Source organism: Asanoa sp. NPDC049475 (assembly GCF_040676915.1).
In the GTDB taxonomy this organism is placed as follows: Bacteria; Actinomycetota; Actinomycetes; order Mycobacteriales; family Micromonosporaceae; genus Asanoa.
The window spans coordinates 976,682-992,852 of the sequence record NZ_JBFAPY010000001.1; the positions used below are offsets into that span (position 1 = coordinate 976,682).

Here is a 16,171-nt window from a genome sequence, read left to right on the forward strand (position 1 = left end):
GAGGTGGTTGATGCGGGTGTCGCCAGTGGCCAGCGGGAGCCGAGTGGTCAGCGTCGGCGCCTACCGGCCGGCGCGGGCGGTGACCAACGCCGAGATCTGTGAGCGGATCGATTCGACCGACGAGTGGATTCGGCGGCGGTCCGGCATCGTCAGCCGCCGGTTCGGCGACGAGACCGAGACCGTGATCAGCATGGCGGCGGCCGCCGGGCGGCAGGCGGTCGAGCGCGCGGGCCTCGAACCGGCCGACATCGACATGGTGCTGCTGGCCACCATGTCCCGCGTTCAGCAGACGCCGCCGGCCGCGCCGCAGGTGGCCCACGACCTCGGCGCGACCTCCGCCGCGGCGCTCGACCTCGGTGCGGCCTGCGCCGGCTTCTGCCACGGCATCGCGATCGCCGACGGGCTGATCTGGGCGGGCAGCGCGCGGAACGTGCTGGTGATCGGCTCGGAGAAGATGACGGACATCATCGACCCCACCGACCGGACGGTGGCCTTCCTGTTCGCCGACGGCGCCGGTGCGGTGGTCGTCGGCCCCGCGTCCGAGCCCGGCGTCGGGCCGGTGGTCTGGGGCTCCGACGGCGCCCGGGCCGGACTGATCGGGCACCCGGAGCCGTACACCAGCATGCTCGAGAAGCCGGACTTCTGGCCGACCATGGCGATGGCCGGGCCGGAGGTGTTCCGCTGGGCGGTGCAGGAGGTCACCGCGACCGCCCGCGCGGCGGTCACCATGGCCGGGCTGGTCCCCGCCGAGGTGGCGGCGTTCGTGCCGCACCAGGCCAACGCCCGGATCACCGACCGGATGGTCGCCGGGCTGGACCTGACGGAGTCGTGTGTGGTCGCCCGCGACATCGAGACGGCCGGCAACACCTCGGCCGCCTCGATCCCGTTGGCGCTGGACGCGCTGCTCGCCACCGCCGACGCCCCGCGCGGCCCGGCCCTGCTGGTGGGCTTCGGCGCGGGGCTGTCGTACTCGGCGATGGTGGTGGATCTGCCTTAAGCCGCGGCTCCGCGGTGCTCGAAGGCGGTCAGGCCGAAGTCCGCCGGTCGCACGTGGTCGAGGTCGAGCTCCGGGTAGAGCACGTGCTGTCCGAGCAGCGCGTGCACCCGCTTGCCAGCCTCGTCGACCACGTCGGGCGTGGTGCTGAACTTGGCCTTGCTGCCCGCCGGCGTAGTCGCGCCCAGCACCCGGGCGACGATGTCGGCGATCTCGTCCATCTCGGCGGTGCCCATGCCGAGTGTGGTCAGCGCCGGCGTGCCCAGCCGCAGGCCGCTCGTGTACCAGGCGCCGTTCGGGTCGCCGGGCAGGCTGTTGCGGTTGAGCGTCATGCCGCAGTCGCGCAGCGCCTGTTCGGCCTGCCGGCCGGTGAGGCCGAAGCCCTCCTCGACGTCGACCAGCAGCAGGTGGTTGTCGGTGCCGCCGGTCAGCACCGGGACACCGCGCTTCAGGAGGCCGTCGGCGAGCGCCTGCGAGTTGGCGACGATCCGCTGCGCGTAGTCGGCGAACTCGGGCCGGGAGGCCTCGCGCAGCGCGACGGCCTTCGCGGCCATCACGTGCGAGAGCGGGCCGCCGAGGATCGCGGGGCAGCCCTTGTCCATGGCCTCCGCGTAGTCGGCCGTCGAGAGCACCATGCCGCCACGCGGGCCGCGCAGGGTCTTGTGCGTGGTCGTGGTGACGACGTGCGCGTGCGCGACCGGGTCGAAATCGCCGGTGAACACCTTGCCGGCGACCAGACCGGCGAAGTGCGCCATGTCGACCATCAGCGTCGCGCCGACCTCGTCGGCGATCGAGCGCAGTTCGGCGAAGTTGATTTTCCGGGAGTACGCGGAGTAGCCGGCGAGCAGGATCAGCGGGCGCACCTCGCGCGCCTTCCGCCGCACCTCCGCGAGGTCGAGCAGCTTGGTCTCCGGGTCGACGGAGTAGGAATGCGCCTCGAACATCCGGCTGGAGATGTTGAACCGGTAGCCGTGCGTCAGGTGCCCGCCGGAGTAGTAGTCCATCGCGAGCAGCCGCTGGTTGTTGAGCTCGGCGCGAAGCTCGGCGAACTGCTCGGCGGTGATCTGCGGCAGGCGGGCCGGCGCGTCGGCGGTGCCGAACCGGGTGAGCACGTCGGCCTCGACCCGGGTGGCGAGGATGGCCAGGAAGGCGACCAGGTTGGCGTCGGCACCGGAGTGCGGCTGCACGTACGCGTGCGCGGCGCCGAACAGATCGGTGGCCAGCTTGGCGGCGGTCGCCTCGATGGTGTCGACGTTGTCGCAACCGGCGTAGAAGCGGTGGCCGGGGAAGCCCTCGGCGTACTTGTCGGTCAGCAGCGAGCCCTGCGCCGCCTGCACGGCGAGCGAGCTGAAGTTCTCGGAAGCGATGAGCTTGAGATGCGACCGCTGGTCGAGCAGTTCCTGCACGGTCGCCGCGGCGATGCCGGGATCGACCGCCCGCACCGCGTCGAGCATCGCGTAGAACCCGATGGCGGACGGATCCAACCGCCCGTGATCAACCGCGCCCAGATACCTACCGACGATCGTCTCCATGCCGGACATTCTCCGCCAGGCGGCTCAGGCGCCGGTTACCGGGTGTCGCGACGGAGGGGACCCCGGTCGACAGGGTCCCCTCCGTCGACGCTCAGGCCAGGAAGGCCTGGAACTCGGCGGCTCGGACGAAATCGTCCTGGATGCTGCCGGCCGCGCAGTCAGTGGTGAACTGCGGGTCCTGGTCCTGTTCACCGGCGTAGTCGGGTGCGCCGGTGCACTGGTTGGTGACCACCTCGAAGCGCAGGTGGGTGGCCAGGGTCAGCGGGATCCGGAAGCTTTCGAAGATCAGCTCCGGCGCCCTCGGCCGCGGTGCGACCGACGGGAACGCGTCCTTCGGGCTGGTGTAGACCGACCGGAAGTCGGCCGCGTCCGCGCAGGTCACGCTGCCGCGCGCCGTGCAGGCCGAGACCTTGAACGCGCGCAGCGCGCTGAACCTGTTCTGGCCCCCGGCGTCCGGGTCGCCGGTGATCGCCGGGCGCAGCATGGCGCTGACGTTGACCCGGCTGACCAGTTGCGGGCCGCCGGCCAGGTCGACCGTGACCTGCTTGCCGGCGATCGGGCTGTTCAGCGACGCCCAGTTGGTGGCCTCGTCCTCGTCGATCAGCCTGGCCTGGTTGACGCCGTCGCCGGTGGCGGTGGCGCCGGCCGCGGCCGATGCGACGTTCGGGAGCATGACCACCGGCAGCGGCACGGTCGCTCCGGCCTTGACGGTGATCGGGCCGACCCGCGCCAGGCCACGGCCGGGCGCCTGCACGACGAACTCGTAGGTGCCGGGCACCAGGCGGACCTCGCTGCCCAGCGGCGTCGCGGCGTCGGTGTCGGCCACCGGCACCGCTCGGGCCTGGTAACGGCCCACGAACAGCTTCGCGTTCTCCAGAGGGCCGGTGCCGTTGCCGAGGGCGATCGGCTTGAAGAGCAGCCGGGCCTCGTCGGCGTGCGGGGACTCGAAGCTCGGCACCGGGTTGACGTCGGCCGGACCCGCGCTGACCGCACCCGCGCCCAGGCCGCGCTTGGCGAACGCGTTCCAGAGCAGGTCCTGGTTGGCCCCGCCGAAGCGGATGTTGTCGGCGGCCAGCAGCGCGTCGCGGGAGTCGACCATGCTGACCCCGCTGACGGCCATCAACAGGTACGAGTCGAAGACGAGCTGGATCCAGCGCCGGTTGCCGGGGCAAGCCGTGACCGGTCGCTCACCGTTGGCGCACGCCTTCTGGATCGCCGCGTTGCCCGACCCGTACCGCTTCATCATGGCGGCCCGGATGTCGAAGTTGGTCGCCGTCCACACCTCGCCGGAGGCGTGCACCTGGAGGCCGACGAAGTCGTAGTCGACCGAGCTGTAGTTGAGCGGGCTCTGGCTCATGTTGTAGTTGCGGATGCCGGCGACCGGGTCCGAGGTGACGTACTGGCCGATCGTGTAGCCGCGCAGGCCCGGCGGCGCGTAGCCGTGCTCGTAGGCGTATTCCATCGCGAGTTGGTCGGACCAGCTCTCGCTCATGCCCTGCGGGCTGGACAGGCCCATGTTCGGGCCGGCGATCATGCGGCCGGTCACGGCGTGGCCGTATTCGTGCGCGATCACGGACATGTCGTAGTCGCCGTCGACGCACGGCGCGTAGAAGCTGGCCGGGACCGACTGCCACAGGTACATGTTGGTGATCGGCGCGGTGCCTTCGGGCGGCGTGATCTGGTTGGCGTTGTCGCGGGCCGCGAACGAGGGGAACCCGCCGGCGACGCCACCGGCCTGCGCGTTGCCCTGCTCGAAGTCGTTGCCCAGACCGCCCTTGCCGAAGTTGTCACCCTGCATGTTCCAGGCCTCTTCGGTGAAGCCCAGGTGGTACGTCCAGTCGTGCATCCGGTTGTGCATGCCGAACAGGTTGGCCCGGGCGGCGTCGATGTCGTTGCGCTCCGGCGAGGTGAACACGGCCGGGTCGCAGCCCCGCTCGTACCACTGGTTGGTCCAGGGGTAGCTGTAGTCGCGGTCCGCCCGTGGCGTGGCGGTCTCCGTGCCGACGGTGAACGGGTCGGCGCTGTTCCAGTTGTGCACCGCGATCGAGTTGTTGCCGCGGGTCGTGTTGGTGGACAGGCCGGTGGCCGGGTCGACGTCCCAGGGCAGCGGCGAGGCCGACGTGCCGACCGTCTCGTCGCAGCCGGGGTCGCGGGTCCAGCACCAGTCGACGCGGGTGTCGGCGGAGCCGTAGTCGACGCGCGGCGACTGCGGGAAGACCTGCCAGTGCGGGTTGTCGGAGTCGTGGTCGACCAGGTCCTCGCGGACCAGCACACCGCCGTCGCGAGCGTCCACATAGGTCGAGTAGCCGACCGGCTCGGCGCCGTTGGCCACCAGCACGACCTGGTACGCGGAGCGGGCGCCCCGGTCGGCGGTGGGCACGGCCACCAGGTCGGTGCGCATGACCCGCGCACCGGGCGCCGCGGCGTCGGTGAGCGCGATCCGTTCGGCGTCGGCGGTGGACAGCGTCGCCGGCTCGGGCGCACCACCGTCGCGGGCCAGCGAGGAGCTGACGTGCCAGATCGACCCCGCCCGCACGCCGACGCTCAGGATGCCGTCGTGGCCGGCCGGCAGGTCGCCGAACCGTTGCCGCATGACGACGACGGCGCCTTCGCCCATCGGCCGCACGGTCAGCGGCTCGAGCGCGGCGGCGCCGGACTCGGACAGGCCGAGCAGGTCGCGGTTCGCGGCGACGTAGTCGCGGACGGCCCGCACCGGGTCGGCGGACAGCCCGGTGGCCAGCGCCTGGTCGGTGGGGGAGAGCACCGCGGTGGTGCCGAGGTTGTTGAAGGTCGCCCGCGCCTGTGCGCGGTTGGCCCGGTCGCGCTGCGCGCTGGTGGGCGCGACCGCGCCGCGGCGGTTGTCCTTGTCGCGGGAGCCGACGTGGTCGCCCTGCACCACCGCACCACCGTCGGCCGGCCCTCGCTGCTGTGGTGCCTGACGTGCGGCACCGCCTGCCGCACCCGACGCGAGAACCAGCGCCGCCGCGGTCAGCAGCACGGTGGACCCTCGCGAGCCAAGAAGTCGTCTTTGCACGGCCCCTCCCCTCCGGACGGCAGCGTTGCCGTCGGAGGGAAATTTACGTGCGTCACTGACTTCGGGCCATCCCCTTTATGGATGTGAGTCGATTAAGCAACGAGAGCTTTCGCTCGGTGCCGGGCGTACGCCTTCCCCGGGCTCGCCAGGACGGTGTCGTAGGTCCACGGGTACTCGGTGACGCGGTCGCCGAGAGCGGCGAAGCAGGCGGCAGCGGCCTGGCGGTCACCAGTCATCGAGAACGCGTACGCGAACAGGTTCATGGCCCAGACCGAGCCCGCCCGGGGGCGGTAGTCGGCGTGGAGGACCGACCGGGCGGCCGCGGCGTGCAGCTCCTCGCGCACCGCCGGCGCGGTCCAGTAGCCACCGCGGTCGTCCATGGACGCCTCGACGTGCGCGTCCGGGATGAGCGCGCCGAGCAGGCTGCCGTCCGGAGCCGCGGCGAACGAGGCGCGGGCGAAGCCGAACATCTCGTCGTCGCTGCCGAACCACTTGCGGCACAGGTACTGCAGCCGGTGCTGGTGCGCGAAGGAGTGGTGCGGATGGCGCTCGACCACGGCGGCGAACCGCTGCGCGGCCTCGTCCGGCTCGACCTGGCGGCCCCGCGCGGAGAGCACCAGGAACGCGCGCGCGGTGACCGCGCCGGCGTCGAGCGCGATCGCCTGGTCCAGGTCGTCCTCGGCCAGCCGCAGCCGGCGGAAGAACTCCTGGAACTGCTCCTTCGTCACGTACTTGGCCCGGGCCGCGGTGCGGGCCTGCCAGGCCCAGCCGATCGCGTACGCGCCGCGCACAGTCAGCGGCAACGGGTCGCCGGCCGCACCCGCCACCCACGATCCCAGGGCCGGCCACAGGTCCGGAAGCTCGCTGATCCGGCTCAGGTGGTGCGCCCGGTCGTCGGCGTCCGGCACGCCGTGCAGCAAGGTCTCGGCGGTCGCCCAGTCGTGCCTGGTCAGGGCGTCGTGCAAGGCCCGCGTGGTCGGGTCGCCCGCGGCCGGGTCGAGCCGCGGGGCAGGTGTTCGGGTGAACGGCCACATGGCCGCCGATCGTAAAGGGTGGTGATCTTCGATTGGAAGGGGTCTTGCCGTCCGAAGATCAACGTCGTACGTTGCCCTGCGCCAGGTCGCGCGGCGCCTGGTGAGAACGGGGAGGAACCAATGATCGGCGCGGTGCGCGCACTCGTCTCGGTCGTCATGCTGGCCGGCTTCTACGTCGTGGCACTGGTCCAGCTCGCGGCCCTGGTCGTGGTCGGAATCCTGGTGCACGACCGGGTATCGGGGCTGGCCGCGGTCAAGCTCGTGGTGCCGGTGCTGATCGCGTCGATCGGTGCGCTGGCGGTCGCGATGTGGCGGGCGATCCGCGACAAGCCCGAGCTGGACGAGGGCGTGCCGCTGACCGAGGCCGAGGCTCCCGAGCTGTGGGCGACCGTCCGTGAGCTGGCCGCCGCGGTGCGCACCCGGATGCCCGACGAGATCCGGCTCGTGCCCGAGGTCAACGCCGCCGTGAGCGAGCACCCCCGGCTGCTCGGCCTGCTCGGCGGTCGGCGCTACCTCTACATCGGACTGCCGCTGCTCCAGGCGATGACCGTCGACCAGCTCCGCGCGGTGATCGCGCACGAGCTCGGCCACTACTCGGGCATGCACACCCAGCTCGCCGGCGTCGCCTACCGGGGCCGGCTCACCATCGCCGGCACGATCGGCCGGCTCTCCACGTACAACCCGTTGGGCTGGGTCTTCCGGGGTTATGCCCGCCTCTACCGGTTGCTCGACAACGTGGTCTCGCGGCGACAGGAGCTGGAGGCCGACCGCGCCGCCGTGCGGGTCGCCGGTCGGGCCGCGGCCATCTCGGCGCTGCGCGAGCTGCCCGGCCTGTCCGCCGCGTGGGCGTTCTTCTTCCAGCGGTACGTCGAGCTGGGCTGGAGTGCCCGCTACGCGCCGGACGACCTGTTCGGCGGGTTCGGCGCGCTGCTGGACGCCCGGACCGACGAGCTCGCGGCGCTGCGCGAGCGTGAGCCCGAGGTGCGCGGCTCGGCGTGGGACACGCACCCGCCGATCGGGGCGCGCGTGGCGGTGATGGCGGACGCGCCCGAGGTCGACCGTGCCCCGGACACCCGCAGGGCGGGCGCGTTGCTCCCGGACCTGCGTGCCACGGGCATGCGGATGCAGCAGCTGATGGTCGACATCGGCGACCGGCAGGTGCTGCCCTGGCCGGACTTCACGGCGGCCGCGATCGCGTCCGCAGACCAGCGCCAGGCCGATGCCCTGTTCCGCGCCTCGGCCCGGTCCACCGGCACCGAGCGGGCCGGCCTGGAGACCGTCCTCGGCGTGGTGGCCGACGGCAAGCTCGGCGAGTTCGCGGCGCCGTTCTTCGAGAACGCCACCAGGCGCGAGGCAGCGGTCCAGTTCGCCGGGCCGATGACGCTGCTGCTCCGGGTCGCCGCGGTGCGCTCGGGGGCCGGCCGCTGGCAGCACTCGTGGTCGAAACCGGCCGTGTTCACCGGCAACGACGGCGAGCCGCTGCCGCTGCGCGAGATCGCCGAGCTCGCGGTGTCGCCGGACACCCTCGACGAGGCCCGCAAGCGGCTCGTGGACCTGGGCATCGACCCGGCTGCCGCGGCGATGGTGGAGGAGCGGGCGACGGCGCGCGGGTCGCAGGTCATCGCCGCGCTGGCCAACGTCAAGATCGACGACGTGGGGCACGATCTGCTGGTGCTCGACAACGGCTTCGTCTTCGTGTCGGACCCGGGCGACGTCGACAAGGGCAGAGACCGGCTGCGCGTGCTCGTCGGCTCCGCGCCCGCCGAGGCGCTGGCCGAGCGGCACCGCTTCCTCCCGTACGAGGAGGTCGCTGTGACGACCATCGAGAAGCGCACGCCGATCCGGGCGACGCTCACCCTGCACGACGGCCGCCGGATCACGATCCGCGAGAAGTGGGACGGCGAGGATCTGGAGCGCAAGAGCCGCGAGATCCTCACTGACGTCCTCAACGAGCTCAACGCGTAGGTGTGACTTCGGCGGATAATCCGCTACGGACCGAAATGGGTATGCTGGACGGCATGACCTCCATGGCTCCGCGGCGCGACAGCCCCGACCTGTCGTTCCTGCTCGACCACACCAGTCACGTGCTGCGTTCCCGGATGGCCGCGGCGCTCGCCGAGATCGGCCTCACCGCGCGGATGCACTGCGTGCTGGTGCACGCCCTGGAGGAGGAGCGCACCCAGATCCAGCTCGCCGAGATCGGTGACATGGACAAGACCACGATGGTGGTCACGGTCGACGCGCTGGAGGAGGCCGGGCTGGCCGAGCGCCGGCCGTCCAGCACCGACCGGCGGGCGCGGATCATCGCGGTGACGCCCGAGGGCGCCCGCGTCGCCAAGCGCAGTCAGCAGATCGTCGACGCCGTGCACGACGAGGCGCTGGGCGCGCTGCCGGCCACCGAGCGCAAGACCTTCCTCCGTGCCCTGGAACGCCTGGTCGGCGAGCATCTCGCCACTCCCGTCGAGACCACCCGGCCGGTGCGGCGCGCGCGAAACTAGTCCGTTAAAGATTGTCCGCAACGGAACTATCCACTACGGTCCTTCTTATGAAGAACCGTTGGACTGCTGCCGGCGTGCTCGCGACGGGCTCGTTGATGACCATCCTCGACGGCAGCATCGTCACCGTCGCCATGCCCGCCATCCAGGCCGATCTCGGCTTCTCGCCCGCCGATCTGAGCTGGGTGGTCAACGCCTACCTGATCGCCTTCGGCAGCCTGCTGCTGCTCGCCGGCCGGCTCGGCGACCTGCTCGGTCGCAAGTGGATGTTCCTGGCCGGAACCGGCGTGTTCACCGCGGCATCGCTGCTGGCGGGTGCCGCCACCAGCCCGGCACTGCTGATCGTCGCCCGCTTCCTCCAGGGCGTCGGCAGCGCGATGGCCATGGCGGTCAGCCTCGGGATCCTGGTCACGCTGTTCACCGTGCCGGCCGAGCGGTCCCGCGCGATCGCCCTGTTCAGCTTCACCGGCGCGGCCGGGGCGGCGATCGGCCAGGTGCTCGGCGGCGTGCTCACCGACGCGCTCGGCTGGCACTGGATCTTCCTGATCAACCTGCCGATCGGCCTCGCCACCCTGGTGCTGGGTCACCGCACGCTGCCGGCGGAGCGCGGGCTCGGGCTGCGCTCCGGTGCCGACCTCGCCGGCGCGTCGCTGGTCACCGCCGGTCTCGTGACGGGCATCTACGCCGTGGTCGAGCTCGACAGGTCCGGGCCGCTGCGCACCGCCGGTCTGTTCGCTCTCGCGGTCGCCCTGCTGGCCGGCTTCGTGGTGCGCCAGGCCACGGCCCGCGACCCGTTGGTGCCGGTGCGGGTGCTGCGGGCGCCCGGTGTCGCCGTGGCCAACCTGGTGCAGGTGCTCACGCTCGCCGCCTGCTTCGCGTTCCAGGTGCTGGTGACCCTCTACCTGCAGAACGTGCTCGGGTACGACGCCCTGCGCACCGGCCTGGCCATGCTGCCGGCGGCCGTGGCGATCGGCGCCGTCTCGCTGGGACTCTCGGCGCGGCTCAACGCGCGGTTCGGCGAACGCCGGATGCTGCTGGTCGGCCTGGTGATGTTGGCCGGCGTGCTCGGACTGCTGACCCGGGTGCCGGTGCACGCCGGCTACGTGGTCGACGTGCTGCCGGTGATGCTGCTCGCAGCCGGATTCGGCCTGGTGCTCCCGGCCCTCGCGACGTTGGCCATGTCAGGTGCGCGCGGAGACGACGCCGGCCTGGTATCCGGGCTGTTCAACACGACGCAGCAGATCGGGATGGCGCTCGGTGTCGCGGTGCTGGCGACCCTGGCGGCGGCCCGCACCGACGCGCTGCGGGCCGCCGGCCAGGGTGTGGCCGAGGCGCTGACCGGTGGCTACCGGCTGGCCTTCGCCGTCGGCGCGGGGCTGGTGGCGGTCGCGTTCGTGACCGCGGCGCTGCTGCTGCGGCCCGCGCCGGCTCAGATCGTCACGGAGTCGCCGAGCCCGATCCGCGTGTAGGTGGTCCGGCCCTTCTCTTCCAGCCAGGCGTCGAAGTTCGCGTTGCCGATCGTCGAGAGGAGCGCGTCGTGGATCGGGAAGGCGCGGGCCGGCGCCACCGCGCGGGTGAAGTCCAGCGACTCGGCCATCTTGACCCACGGCCCGCTGGCCGGCACGAGCAGGGTTTCGACCGGCTCGGTCGGCACGAAGTAGGAGTCGCCGGGGTGGTAGACGCCGTCGACGACGAAGCCGAGGTTGGCGCAGCCGGGCAGGCCCTCGTAGGTCTTGGCGTGCGCGCCACCCACGGCCACGACGTCGAAACCCGCGACGGTGAATCGGTCACCCACGGCCACCGGCTGGATCACGGCCGCGACGGCGGTCGCCTTCTCCTCCTCGGCCGCGGCCCGCAGTGAGGCGTCGCCGTGAATCCGCAGCTCGCGCGTCTCCAGCAGAGCAGCGATCCGCTCGACGGCGAAGTGGTCGGCGTGCTCGTGGGTGACCAGGATGTCGGTGATGCCCTCGTAGGCCGCCGGCTCGGTCCAGATGCCCGGATCCACCAGCAGACGCCGGTCGCCGTCGTCGAACCGTACGCAGGCGTGCGTGTACTTGGTGAGCAGCATGATCACACCTTACTTTGCGGTGTGGCCGCACAATCGTGGCATGGTCTGGTGGGGTAGGGCCGCCTGTCCGGTGCGGCCGGTCGAGGCGGAGTGGGTGGACACGTCTCTCGACTGGCTGCTGGCCGAGTTCGGCGACGAACGGTTGCGGGGCACGGTCGTGCTGCCGAACGACGAGTTCTTCCCCGGCGTCTACCGCGGCAGCCGCGACGACGTCGAGTCGGTGCTCCGCCGGGCACCATCGGCTGCGCGACGGCCGTTCGGTGATCGGGATTCGCGACGACCAGGCGGCGGCCCCGATGGCGCTCGTGGCGACCATCAGCCACGAGCTCGGCCATGTGCTCCTCATCGGTGACGGTCGAATCTCGGCGGGTCGCGAGGACCACGAGCCGCTCACCGACCTGCTCACGGTCTTCTTCGGGCTGGGCATCTTCGGCGCCAACGCGGCGTTCGACTACAGCCGCGACGGGGGTTATGCGCGCACCTCCCGCCTGGGCTACCTGACCGAGCCGATGTTCGGCTACGCCCTGGCCCGCTACGCCTGGCTGCGCGGCGACGCGAACCCCGCCTGGGCCACGCACCTGGACACCAACCCGCGGACGTTCCTCAAACGAGGGCTGCGGTTCCTCGAACGGGTGCGTGTGTAGCCCACCTGACGGCGCCGGGGCGATGGTGGCGCGAGACTGCCGTGATGACCACCACCGCGACACCGCGCCGGCGGTTGACCGCCATCCGGGCCGCCCGGCTGTTCGACGGGACGGGCGATGCGCTGACCCCGCAACCGGTGGTCACCGTCGACTCCGACTCCGGCCGGATCGTCTCCGTCGGCACGGCCGGTCCCGCCGAAGCTGAGGTCGTCGACCTCGGCGCCGCCACGCTGGTGCCCGGGCTGGTCGACGGGCACGTCCACCTGGCGTTCGACGCCTCTCCCGACCCGGTCGGCGCCCTGGCCGCCCGTGACGACGCGGCCGCGTACGCCGCGATGACGGTCGCCGCCCGGCGCACCGCCGCCGGCGGCGTGACCACCGTGCGCGACCTCGGCGACCGGAACTACCTGGCGTTGCGGGTGCGCGACGCCGCCGCGGCCGACCGCACGCTGCCGACGATCGTCGCGTCCGGCCCTCCGATCACCACACCCGGCGGCCACTGCCACTACCTCGGCGCGGAGGCGTCCGGTGCCGACGGGATCCGGGCCGCCGTGCGCGCGCACGCCGACCGGGGTGTCGACGTCATCAAGATCATGGCGAGCGGCGGCAACCTGACCCCGGGCAGCCGGCCGGAGCTCTCGCAGTTCACGCTGGACGAGCTTCGGGTCGCGGTCGGCGAGGCGCACGCGTGCGGCCTGCCGATCACCGCGCACGTGCACGGACTGCGGGCCGTCCGCGACGCCCTCGCCGCGGGCGTCGACGGCCTCGAGCACGTCACCCTGATGACCGCCGACGGGGTCGACGAGATGCCCGACGACCTCGTCGCGGCGCTCGCCGCCGCTCCCGTCACGATCGGGCTCACGCTCGGCGTCGTCCTGGCGCCGGGCGCGGAGGTGCTGCCCGCCATGGCGAAGCGCATGCCGACCATCTCGGCCAACGTGCGCAAGCTGTACGCCGGTGGCGTCGACCTGATCGCCGGCACCGACGCCGGCATCGGGCCGATCAAGCCACCCGACGTGCTGCGCTCCGCGATCGGCATGCTGTCCGGGGCGGTCGGCATGACCCCGGCCGAGGCGCTGCGCACCAACACCTCCCGCGCGGCCGAGGTGCTCGGCCTGGGCGACCGCAAGGGCCGGATCGCTCCCGGGTACGACGCCGACCTGCTCGCCGTCGACGGCGATCCGCTCACCGACCCGGCGGCCCTGGACGCGATCCGGGCCGTCTACGCGCGCGGCGAACGGCTCTGACGGCCGGGCACGACCAGACCCGACTCGTACGCCAGGACGACCGCCTGCACCCGGTCGCGCAGGCCGAGCTTGGCCAGCAGGTTGCTGACGTGCGTCTTGACCGTGTGCCCGGTGACGAACAACCGGCCGGCGATCTCCGCGTTGGACAGGCCGCGGGCCAGCAGGTGCAGGGTGTCGGTCTCCCGGCCGGTGAGCAGGTCCAGCCGGGCCGGCGGGCCGGGCGTCTCGCGTCCCTTCTCCACCATCTGGGCGATCAGCCGCCGGGTCACGGTCGGCGCCAGCAGCGCGTCGCCGGCCGCGACCGTGCGGACGGCGGCGACGAGGTCGCCCCGGCGGGTGTTCTTGAGCAGGAAGCCGCTGGCACCCGCGTGCAGCGCGGCGTACACGTACTCGTCGAGGTCGAAGGTCGTCAGCACCAGCACGCGCGCCTCGGTGCCGGCACAGACCCGGGTCGTCGCCTGGATGCCGTCCAGCTTCGGCATGCGGATGTCCATCAGCACGACGTCGGGCCGGCACCATGGCGGTCACCCGGAAACCGGTGCGTCCGTCGGTGCGCGGGCCGGCTTGCAGGGTGCCGCCGATGGCCGTCGTCCGCTCGCGCATGCCGATCAGCCCCTGGCCCGGAGTCGTCGGCCCGGACGAGCCGTCGTCGGACACCTCGATGCGCAGCCCGTCGCGGGACCAGGCGAGGCCGACCTCGACCTCTGTCGCGTTGACGTGACGCACCACATTGGTCAGTGACTCCTGCACGACGCGGTACGCCACCGTGCCCAGCAAGGGCGGCAGCGACCGTGCCGTGCCGTGCTGGGCGACCGTGACCCGCAGCCCGGTCGCGCCCGCTCGTTCGACCAATGTGGACAGCTCCGCCAGCTGTGGCTGTGGGGCCAGGTTGTCGGCGGGTTCGCGTACCGTGCCGAGGTCTGCCGCAGTTGGGCCAGGGCTTCGCGGGCGGTGTCGCCGATGACGTCGAAGGCCCGCGCTCCCGGGCGGCGACCGCGACCTGCTCCTCGGCGTGCCGGCGGCCGCGCTCCTCGAGCAGTGCGATCCGGTCGCGGCGGGCACGGGTGCTGGTGCCGAGGGCGTACGCGACGGCGAAGAGCAGACCGACGAACGAGACGGCGCGCACGGACCCGCCCGGCACGACGATCGAGATGGCGACCCCGGCCGCCGTGCCCAGCACCCCGACCGTGCGCCCGACGGGACCGCACAGGGAGGCGAACGTGTAGGTCGCGACCAGTTGCCCGACCGGCTGCTCGTCGATGGCGCCGAGCATGCTCAACCAGGCCGTGCCGATGCCACAGCTGGCGAGTGCGCAGACGAGCAGGACCAGACCGCCGCGGGCGGCCTTGCCGGGGGCTTTTAAGATCAACTTCACCATGGTGTCGTTCAGAGGTTCCACGTCGCAGCGGCTGCGGGCCGTCGCTTCGCTCGCCGGTCTGGCTGCCGTCGTCGTCTACGCCTGGGGGCTGCTGCACGTCGGCTACGCGGTGCTGCGCGCCGAGGACGGTGGCACCGGGTCGTCGCCGGTCGAGCCCTGCCGCGCCGCTGGGCCGTCCCTGGCCAGCCAGGTCGACGGGTATGACGTCGACTTCCTGCCACTCCGCTTCCAGTGCCGGCTCAGCGGCGGCGGCGCTTACCCGGCCCCGTCCGTTCCCCGTTATGTCAACCCGGCCGCGGCCGTCCTGGTATTGACCGCGGCCGGCTCCATGATCGGCGCGTACGCGTCCGACCGCGGGAGGTGAGGGCGTCCTAGTCGCGGGCCAGGTGTTCGCGGTGGTCGCGGGCGAACTCGGCCAGGCTGCGCGGCGGCCGGCCGACGACACCGGCGACGTGGTCGTTGGCGAAGTCGCCCCAGCCCGCGCCGTACGCGACGCGGTACTCGGCGAGCACCTCGGACATCCACCGGTCGAGGCCGAACGCCAGAAGGCGGGCGAGGGTCTCTTCCGCGCTTTCCGGCACGTAGCGCACCGGCCGGTCGAGGGTCCGCTCGAACTCCTCCGCCACCTCGTGGAGCGAGAGGCTCTCCGGCCCGGTCAGGGTGTAGATCTTGCCCGCGTGCGGCTCCGGCCGCTGGAGGATCTCGGCCGCCACCGCCGCGATGTCGCGGATGTCGACGAAGCCGACCTTGCTCTCGCCCATGAGGCCGTTGAGCTCGCCGCCGCCGACCGAGCCGAAGAGGTTCTGCATGAAGTGGCTGGGGCGCAGGATGGTCCAGGGGATGCCCGAGTTCTGCAGCTCCACGTCTGACAGGGCGTGCAGCCGCCCGTTGCGGGTGGGCGCGTCGAAGGCCGCGCCGATCGCGGACATCCGGACGATGTGCTCGACCCCGGCCTGCCTGGCGGCCCAGACCGCGTTCATACTCTGGCTCGGCGCCATCGGGCCCATCGCGTTGAGCAGCCACACAGTGCGTATGCCGGCGAACGCCGGACCCAGCGTGTCGGGGTGGTCGAGGTCGCCGACGACGTACTCGACGCCGCCTCGGTCAGTCGCCTGGGACTTGTCGCGCACCAGGGCGCGCAGCGGGGCCTTGCCGGCCAGCTCCCGGATTACCTCCCGGGATACGGCACCGTTCGCTCCAGTGATGAGAATGGTCATGGCGAAGACGATATAGTCCAAGCATGTGACCGTCCAACGATTGGACCAAAATATGAACCGCAGCACACGCAAGGAGCGGGAGCCCGACCTCGGGATCCTGGCCGTCCAACTGTCGGCCCGGGTCCAGCGGCAGATCTTCGCCCGCGCGTCGGAGCAGGGCTTCGCGGACGCCCGCCCCCGGCACGGCGCTGTGCTCGCCTTCCTGGACGCCGGCGGGACCCGGCCGGGTGAGCTGGCCCGGCTGGCGGGCCGCAACAAGCAGACGATGGGCGCGATCGTGGACGAGCTCGAACGGCTGGGCTACGTCCGCCGTGAGCCCGACCCGGCCGACCGCCGGGCCAAGCTGATCGTGCCGACCGAGCGCGGGCTGCGGTTCATGGAGGTCACCGACAACCTGGTCGCCGAGATCGAGCGCGACCTGTCAGCCGCGCTCGGTGCGGACACCTACCGCGCGTTCCGGGCGGCCCTGCACGACGGGGTCGCCAGCCTTCCGGCGACCGGTCAGGACCCCGACGCCTGAGCCGGCGG

Annotated in this window: 15 protein-coding genes and 1 pseudogene; 10 read left to right on the forward strand and 6 right to left on the reverse strand. The window is 72.3% G+C overall.

Annotated features, from left to right (window positions below; translation table 11 throughout):
* Window positions 1–10 precede the first annotated feature (10 nt).
* Window positions 11–997: a beta-ketoacyl-ACP synthase 3 gene (locus tag AB0J88_RS04675; protein WP_364352306.1), complete on the forward strand. Its 987-nt coding sequence runs from the start codon at window positions 11–13 to the stop codon at window positions 995–997.
* On the opposite strand, the gene AB0J88_RS04680 is transcribed toward AB0J88_RS04675, so the two are convergent.
* The 3 genes from AB0J88_RS04680 to AB0J88_RS04690 all read right to left on the reverse strand — a co-directional run bounded on the left by AB0J88_RS04680 (window position 994) and on the right by AB0J88_RS04690 (window position 6,594).
* On the reverse strand, window positions 994–2,526 hold the full coding sequence (locus tag AB0J88_RS04680) for a glycine hydroxymethyltransferase (protein WP_364352309.1): 1,533 nt from the start codon (window positions 2,524–2,526) through the stop codon (window positions 994–996). The genes AB0J88_RS04675 and AB0J88_RS04680 overlap by 4 nt on opposite strands.
* Before the next feature lie 91 nt (window positions 2,527–2,617).
* Window positions 2,618–5,524, reverse strand: coding sequence for a M36 family metallopeptidase (locus AB0J88_RS04685; protein WP_364352311.1), 2,907 nt, complete (start codon window positions 5,522–5,524; stop codon window positions 2,618–2,620).
* 128 nt (window positions 5,525–5,652) lie between these two features.
* Window positions 5,653–6,594, reverse strand: coding sequence for a DUF4034 domain-containing protein (locus AB0J88_RS04690; protein WP_364352314.1), 942 nt, complete (start codon window positions 6,592–6,594; stop codon window positions 5,653–5,655).
* Window positions 6,595–6,714: 120 nt separating this feature from the next.
* Here AB0J88_RS04690 and AB0J88_RS04695 point away from each other — a divergent pair, with 120 nt between their 5' ends.
* The 3 genes from AB0J88_RS04695 to AB0J88_RS04705 are packed head-to-tail and all read left to right on the forward strand — an operon-like array spanning window position 6,715 to window position 10,558.
* A complete protein-coding gene (locus AB0J88_RS04695; protein ID WP_364352317.1) occupies window positions 6,715–8,559 on the forward strand; it encodes a M48 family metalloprotease in 1,845 nt (614 codons plus the stop codon).
* A gap of 53 nt (window positions 8,560–8,612) precedes the next feature.
* The gene (locus AB0J88_RS04700; protein ID WP_364352320.1) at window positions 8,613–9,092 is read left to right on the forward strand and encodes a MarR family winged helix-turn-helix transcriptional regulator; all 480 of its coding nucleotides are present in this window, start codon (window positions 8,613–8,615) and stop codon (window positions 9,090–9,092) included.
* Between the two features lie 47 nt (window positions 9,093–9,139).
* Window positions 9,140–10,558 carry an MFS transporter gene (locus tag AB0J88_RS04705; RefSeq protein ID WP_364352323.1) on the forward strand — a complete coding sequence of 473 codons (1,419 nt, stop codon included), beginning with the start codon at window positions 9,140–9,142 and terminating at the stop codon, window positions 10,556–10,558.
* On the opposite strand, the gene AB0J88_RS04710 is transcribed toward AB0J88_RS04705, so the two are convergent.
* A complete protein-coding gene (locus AB0J88_RS04710; protein ID WP_364352326.1) occupies window positions 10,519–11,157 on the reverse strand; it encodes an MBL fold metallo-hydrolase in 639 nt (212 codons plus the stop codon). The two genes, AB0J88_RS04705 and AB0J88_RS04710, sit on opposite strands and share 40 nt — an antisense overlap.
* 260 nt (window positions 11,158–11,417) lie before the next feature.
* On the opposite strand from AB0J88_RS04710, the gene AB0J88_RS04715 reads away from it, so the two are divergent.
* Complete coding sequence (locus AB0J88_RS04715) at window positions 11,418–11,801, forward strand: hypothetical protein (RefSeq protein ID WP_364352329.1); 384 nt, start codon at window positions 11,418–11,420, stop codon at window positions 11,799–11,801.
* A gap of 44 nt (window positions 11,802–11,845) precedes the next feature.
* Window positions 11,846–13,048 carry an amidohydrolase family protein gene (locus AB0J88_RS04720; protein ID WP_364352332.1) on the forward strand — a complete coding sequence of 401 codons (1,203 nt, stop codon included), beginning with the start codon at window positions 11,846–11,848 and terminating at the stop codon, window positions 13,046–13,048.
* Here the strand turns inward: AB0J88_RS04720 and AB0J88_RS04725 are convergent.
* Window positions 13,024–13,560 (reverse strand): annotated as a pseudogene (locus AB0J88_RS04725) (response regulator transcription factor); the annotation flags it as partial. The gene AB0J88_RS04720 and the pseudogene AB0J88_RS04725 overlap by 25 nt on opposite strands.
* A gap of 68 nt (window positions 13,561–13,628) precedes the next feature.
* Here AB0J88_RS04725 and AB0J88_RS04730 point away from each other — a divergent pair.
* The 3 genes from AB0J88_RS04730 to AB0J88_RS04740 all read left to right on the forward strand — a co-directional run bounded on the left by AB0J88_RS04730 (window position 13,629) and on the right by AB0J88_RS04740 (window position 14,790).
* Window positions 13,629–13,769, forward strand: coding sequence for a hypothetical protein (locus tag AB0J88_RS04730; RefSeq protein ID WP_364352335.1), 141 nt, complete (start codon window positions 13,629–13,631; stop codon window positions 13,767–13,769).
* 208 nt (window positions 13,770–13,977) lie between these two features.
* Entirely contained in the window at window positions 13,978–14,274 is a 297-nt protein-coding gene (locus AB0J88_RS04735; RefSeq protein WP_364352338.1) for a hypothetical protein, read from the forward strand.
* Between the two features lie 150 nt (window positions 14,275–14,424).
* Complete coding sequence (locus tag AB0J88_RS04740; RefSeq protein WP_364352341.1) at window positions 14,425–14,790, forward strand: hypothetical protein; 366 nt, start codon at window positions 14,425–14,427, stop codon at window positions 14,788–14,790.
* A 7-nt stretch (window positions 14,791–14,797) separates the two neighbouring features.
* Here AB0J88_RS04740 and AB0J88_RS04745 read toward each other — a convergent pair whose 3' ends face one another.
* On the reverse strand, window positions 14,798–15,643 hold the full coding sequence (locus AB0J88_RS04745) for an SDR family oxidoreductase (protein WP_364352344.1): 846 nt from the start codon (window positions 15,641–15,643) through the stop codon (window positions 14,798–14,800).
* A gap of 52 nt (window positions 15,644–15,695) precedes the next feature.
* Between AB0J88_RS04745 and AB0J88_RS04750 the strand changes: the two genes are divergently transcribed.
* Window positions 15,696–16,163 (forward strand): MarR family transcriptional regulator, encoded by a 468-nt coding sequence (locus AB0J88_RS04750; protein WP_364352347.1) that lies wholly within the window; start codon window positions 15,696–15,698, stop codon window positions 16,161–16,163.
* Window positions 16,164–16,171: the final 8 nt, after the last annotated feature.

Excerpts from the sequence above, each read along its gene's own strand:
- AB0J88_RS04675 (WP_364352306.1), top strand. The coding sequence starts at position 11 with ATGCGGGTGTCGCCAGTGGCCAGCGGGAGCCGAGTGGTCAGCGTCGGC.
- AB0J88_RS04680 (WP_364352309.1), bottom strand. The coding sequence starts at position 2,526 with ATGGAGACGATCGTCGGTAGGTATCTGGGCGCGGTTGATCACGGGCGG.
- AB0J88_RS04690 (WP_364352314.1), bottom strand. The coding sequence starts at position 6,594 with ATGTGGCCGTTCACCCGAACACCTGCCCCGCGGCTCGACCCGGCCGCG.
- AB0J88_RS04695 (WP_364352317.1), top strand. The coding sequence starts at position 6,715 with ATGATCGGCGCGGTGCGCGCACTCGTCTCGGTCGTCATGCTGGCCGGC.
- AB0J88_RS04700 (WP_364352320.1), top strand. The coding sequence starts at position 8,613 with ATGACCTCCATGGCTCCGCGGCGCGACAGCCCCGACCTGTCGTTCCTG.
- AB0J88_RS04705 (WP_364352323.1), top strand. The coding sequence starts at position 9,140 with ATGAAGAACCGTTGGACTGCTGCCGGCGTGCTCGCGACGGGCTCGTTG.
- AB0J88_RS04710 (WP_364352326.1), bottom strand. The coding sequence starts at position 11,157 with ATGCTGCTCACCAAGTACACGCACGCCTGCGTACGGTTCGACGACGGC.
- AB0J88_RS04720 (WP_364352332.1), top strand. The coding sequence starts at position 11,846 with ATGACCACCACCGCGACACCGCGCCGGCGGTTGACCGCCATCCGGGCC.
- AB0J88_RS04730 (WP_364352335.1), top strand. The coding sequence starts at position 13,629 with ATGGCCGTCGTCCGCTCGCGCATGCCGATCAGCCCCTGGCCCGGAGTC.
- AB0J88_RS04740 (WP_364352341.1), top strand. The coding sequence starts at position 14,425 with ATGGTGTCGTTCAGAGGTTCCACGTCGCAGCGGCTGCGGGCCGTCGCT.
- AB0J88_RS04745 (WP_364352344.1), bottom strand. The coding sequence starts at position 15,643 with ATGACCATTCTCATCACTGGAGCGAACGGTGCCGTATCCCGGGAGGTA.
- AB0J88_RS04750 (WP_364352347.1), top strand. The coding sequence starts at position 15,696 with ATGAACCGCAGCACACGCAAGGAGCGGGAGCCCGACCTCGGGATCCTG.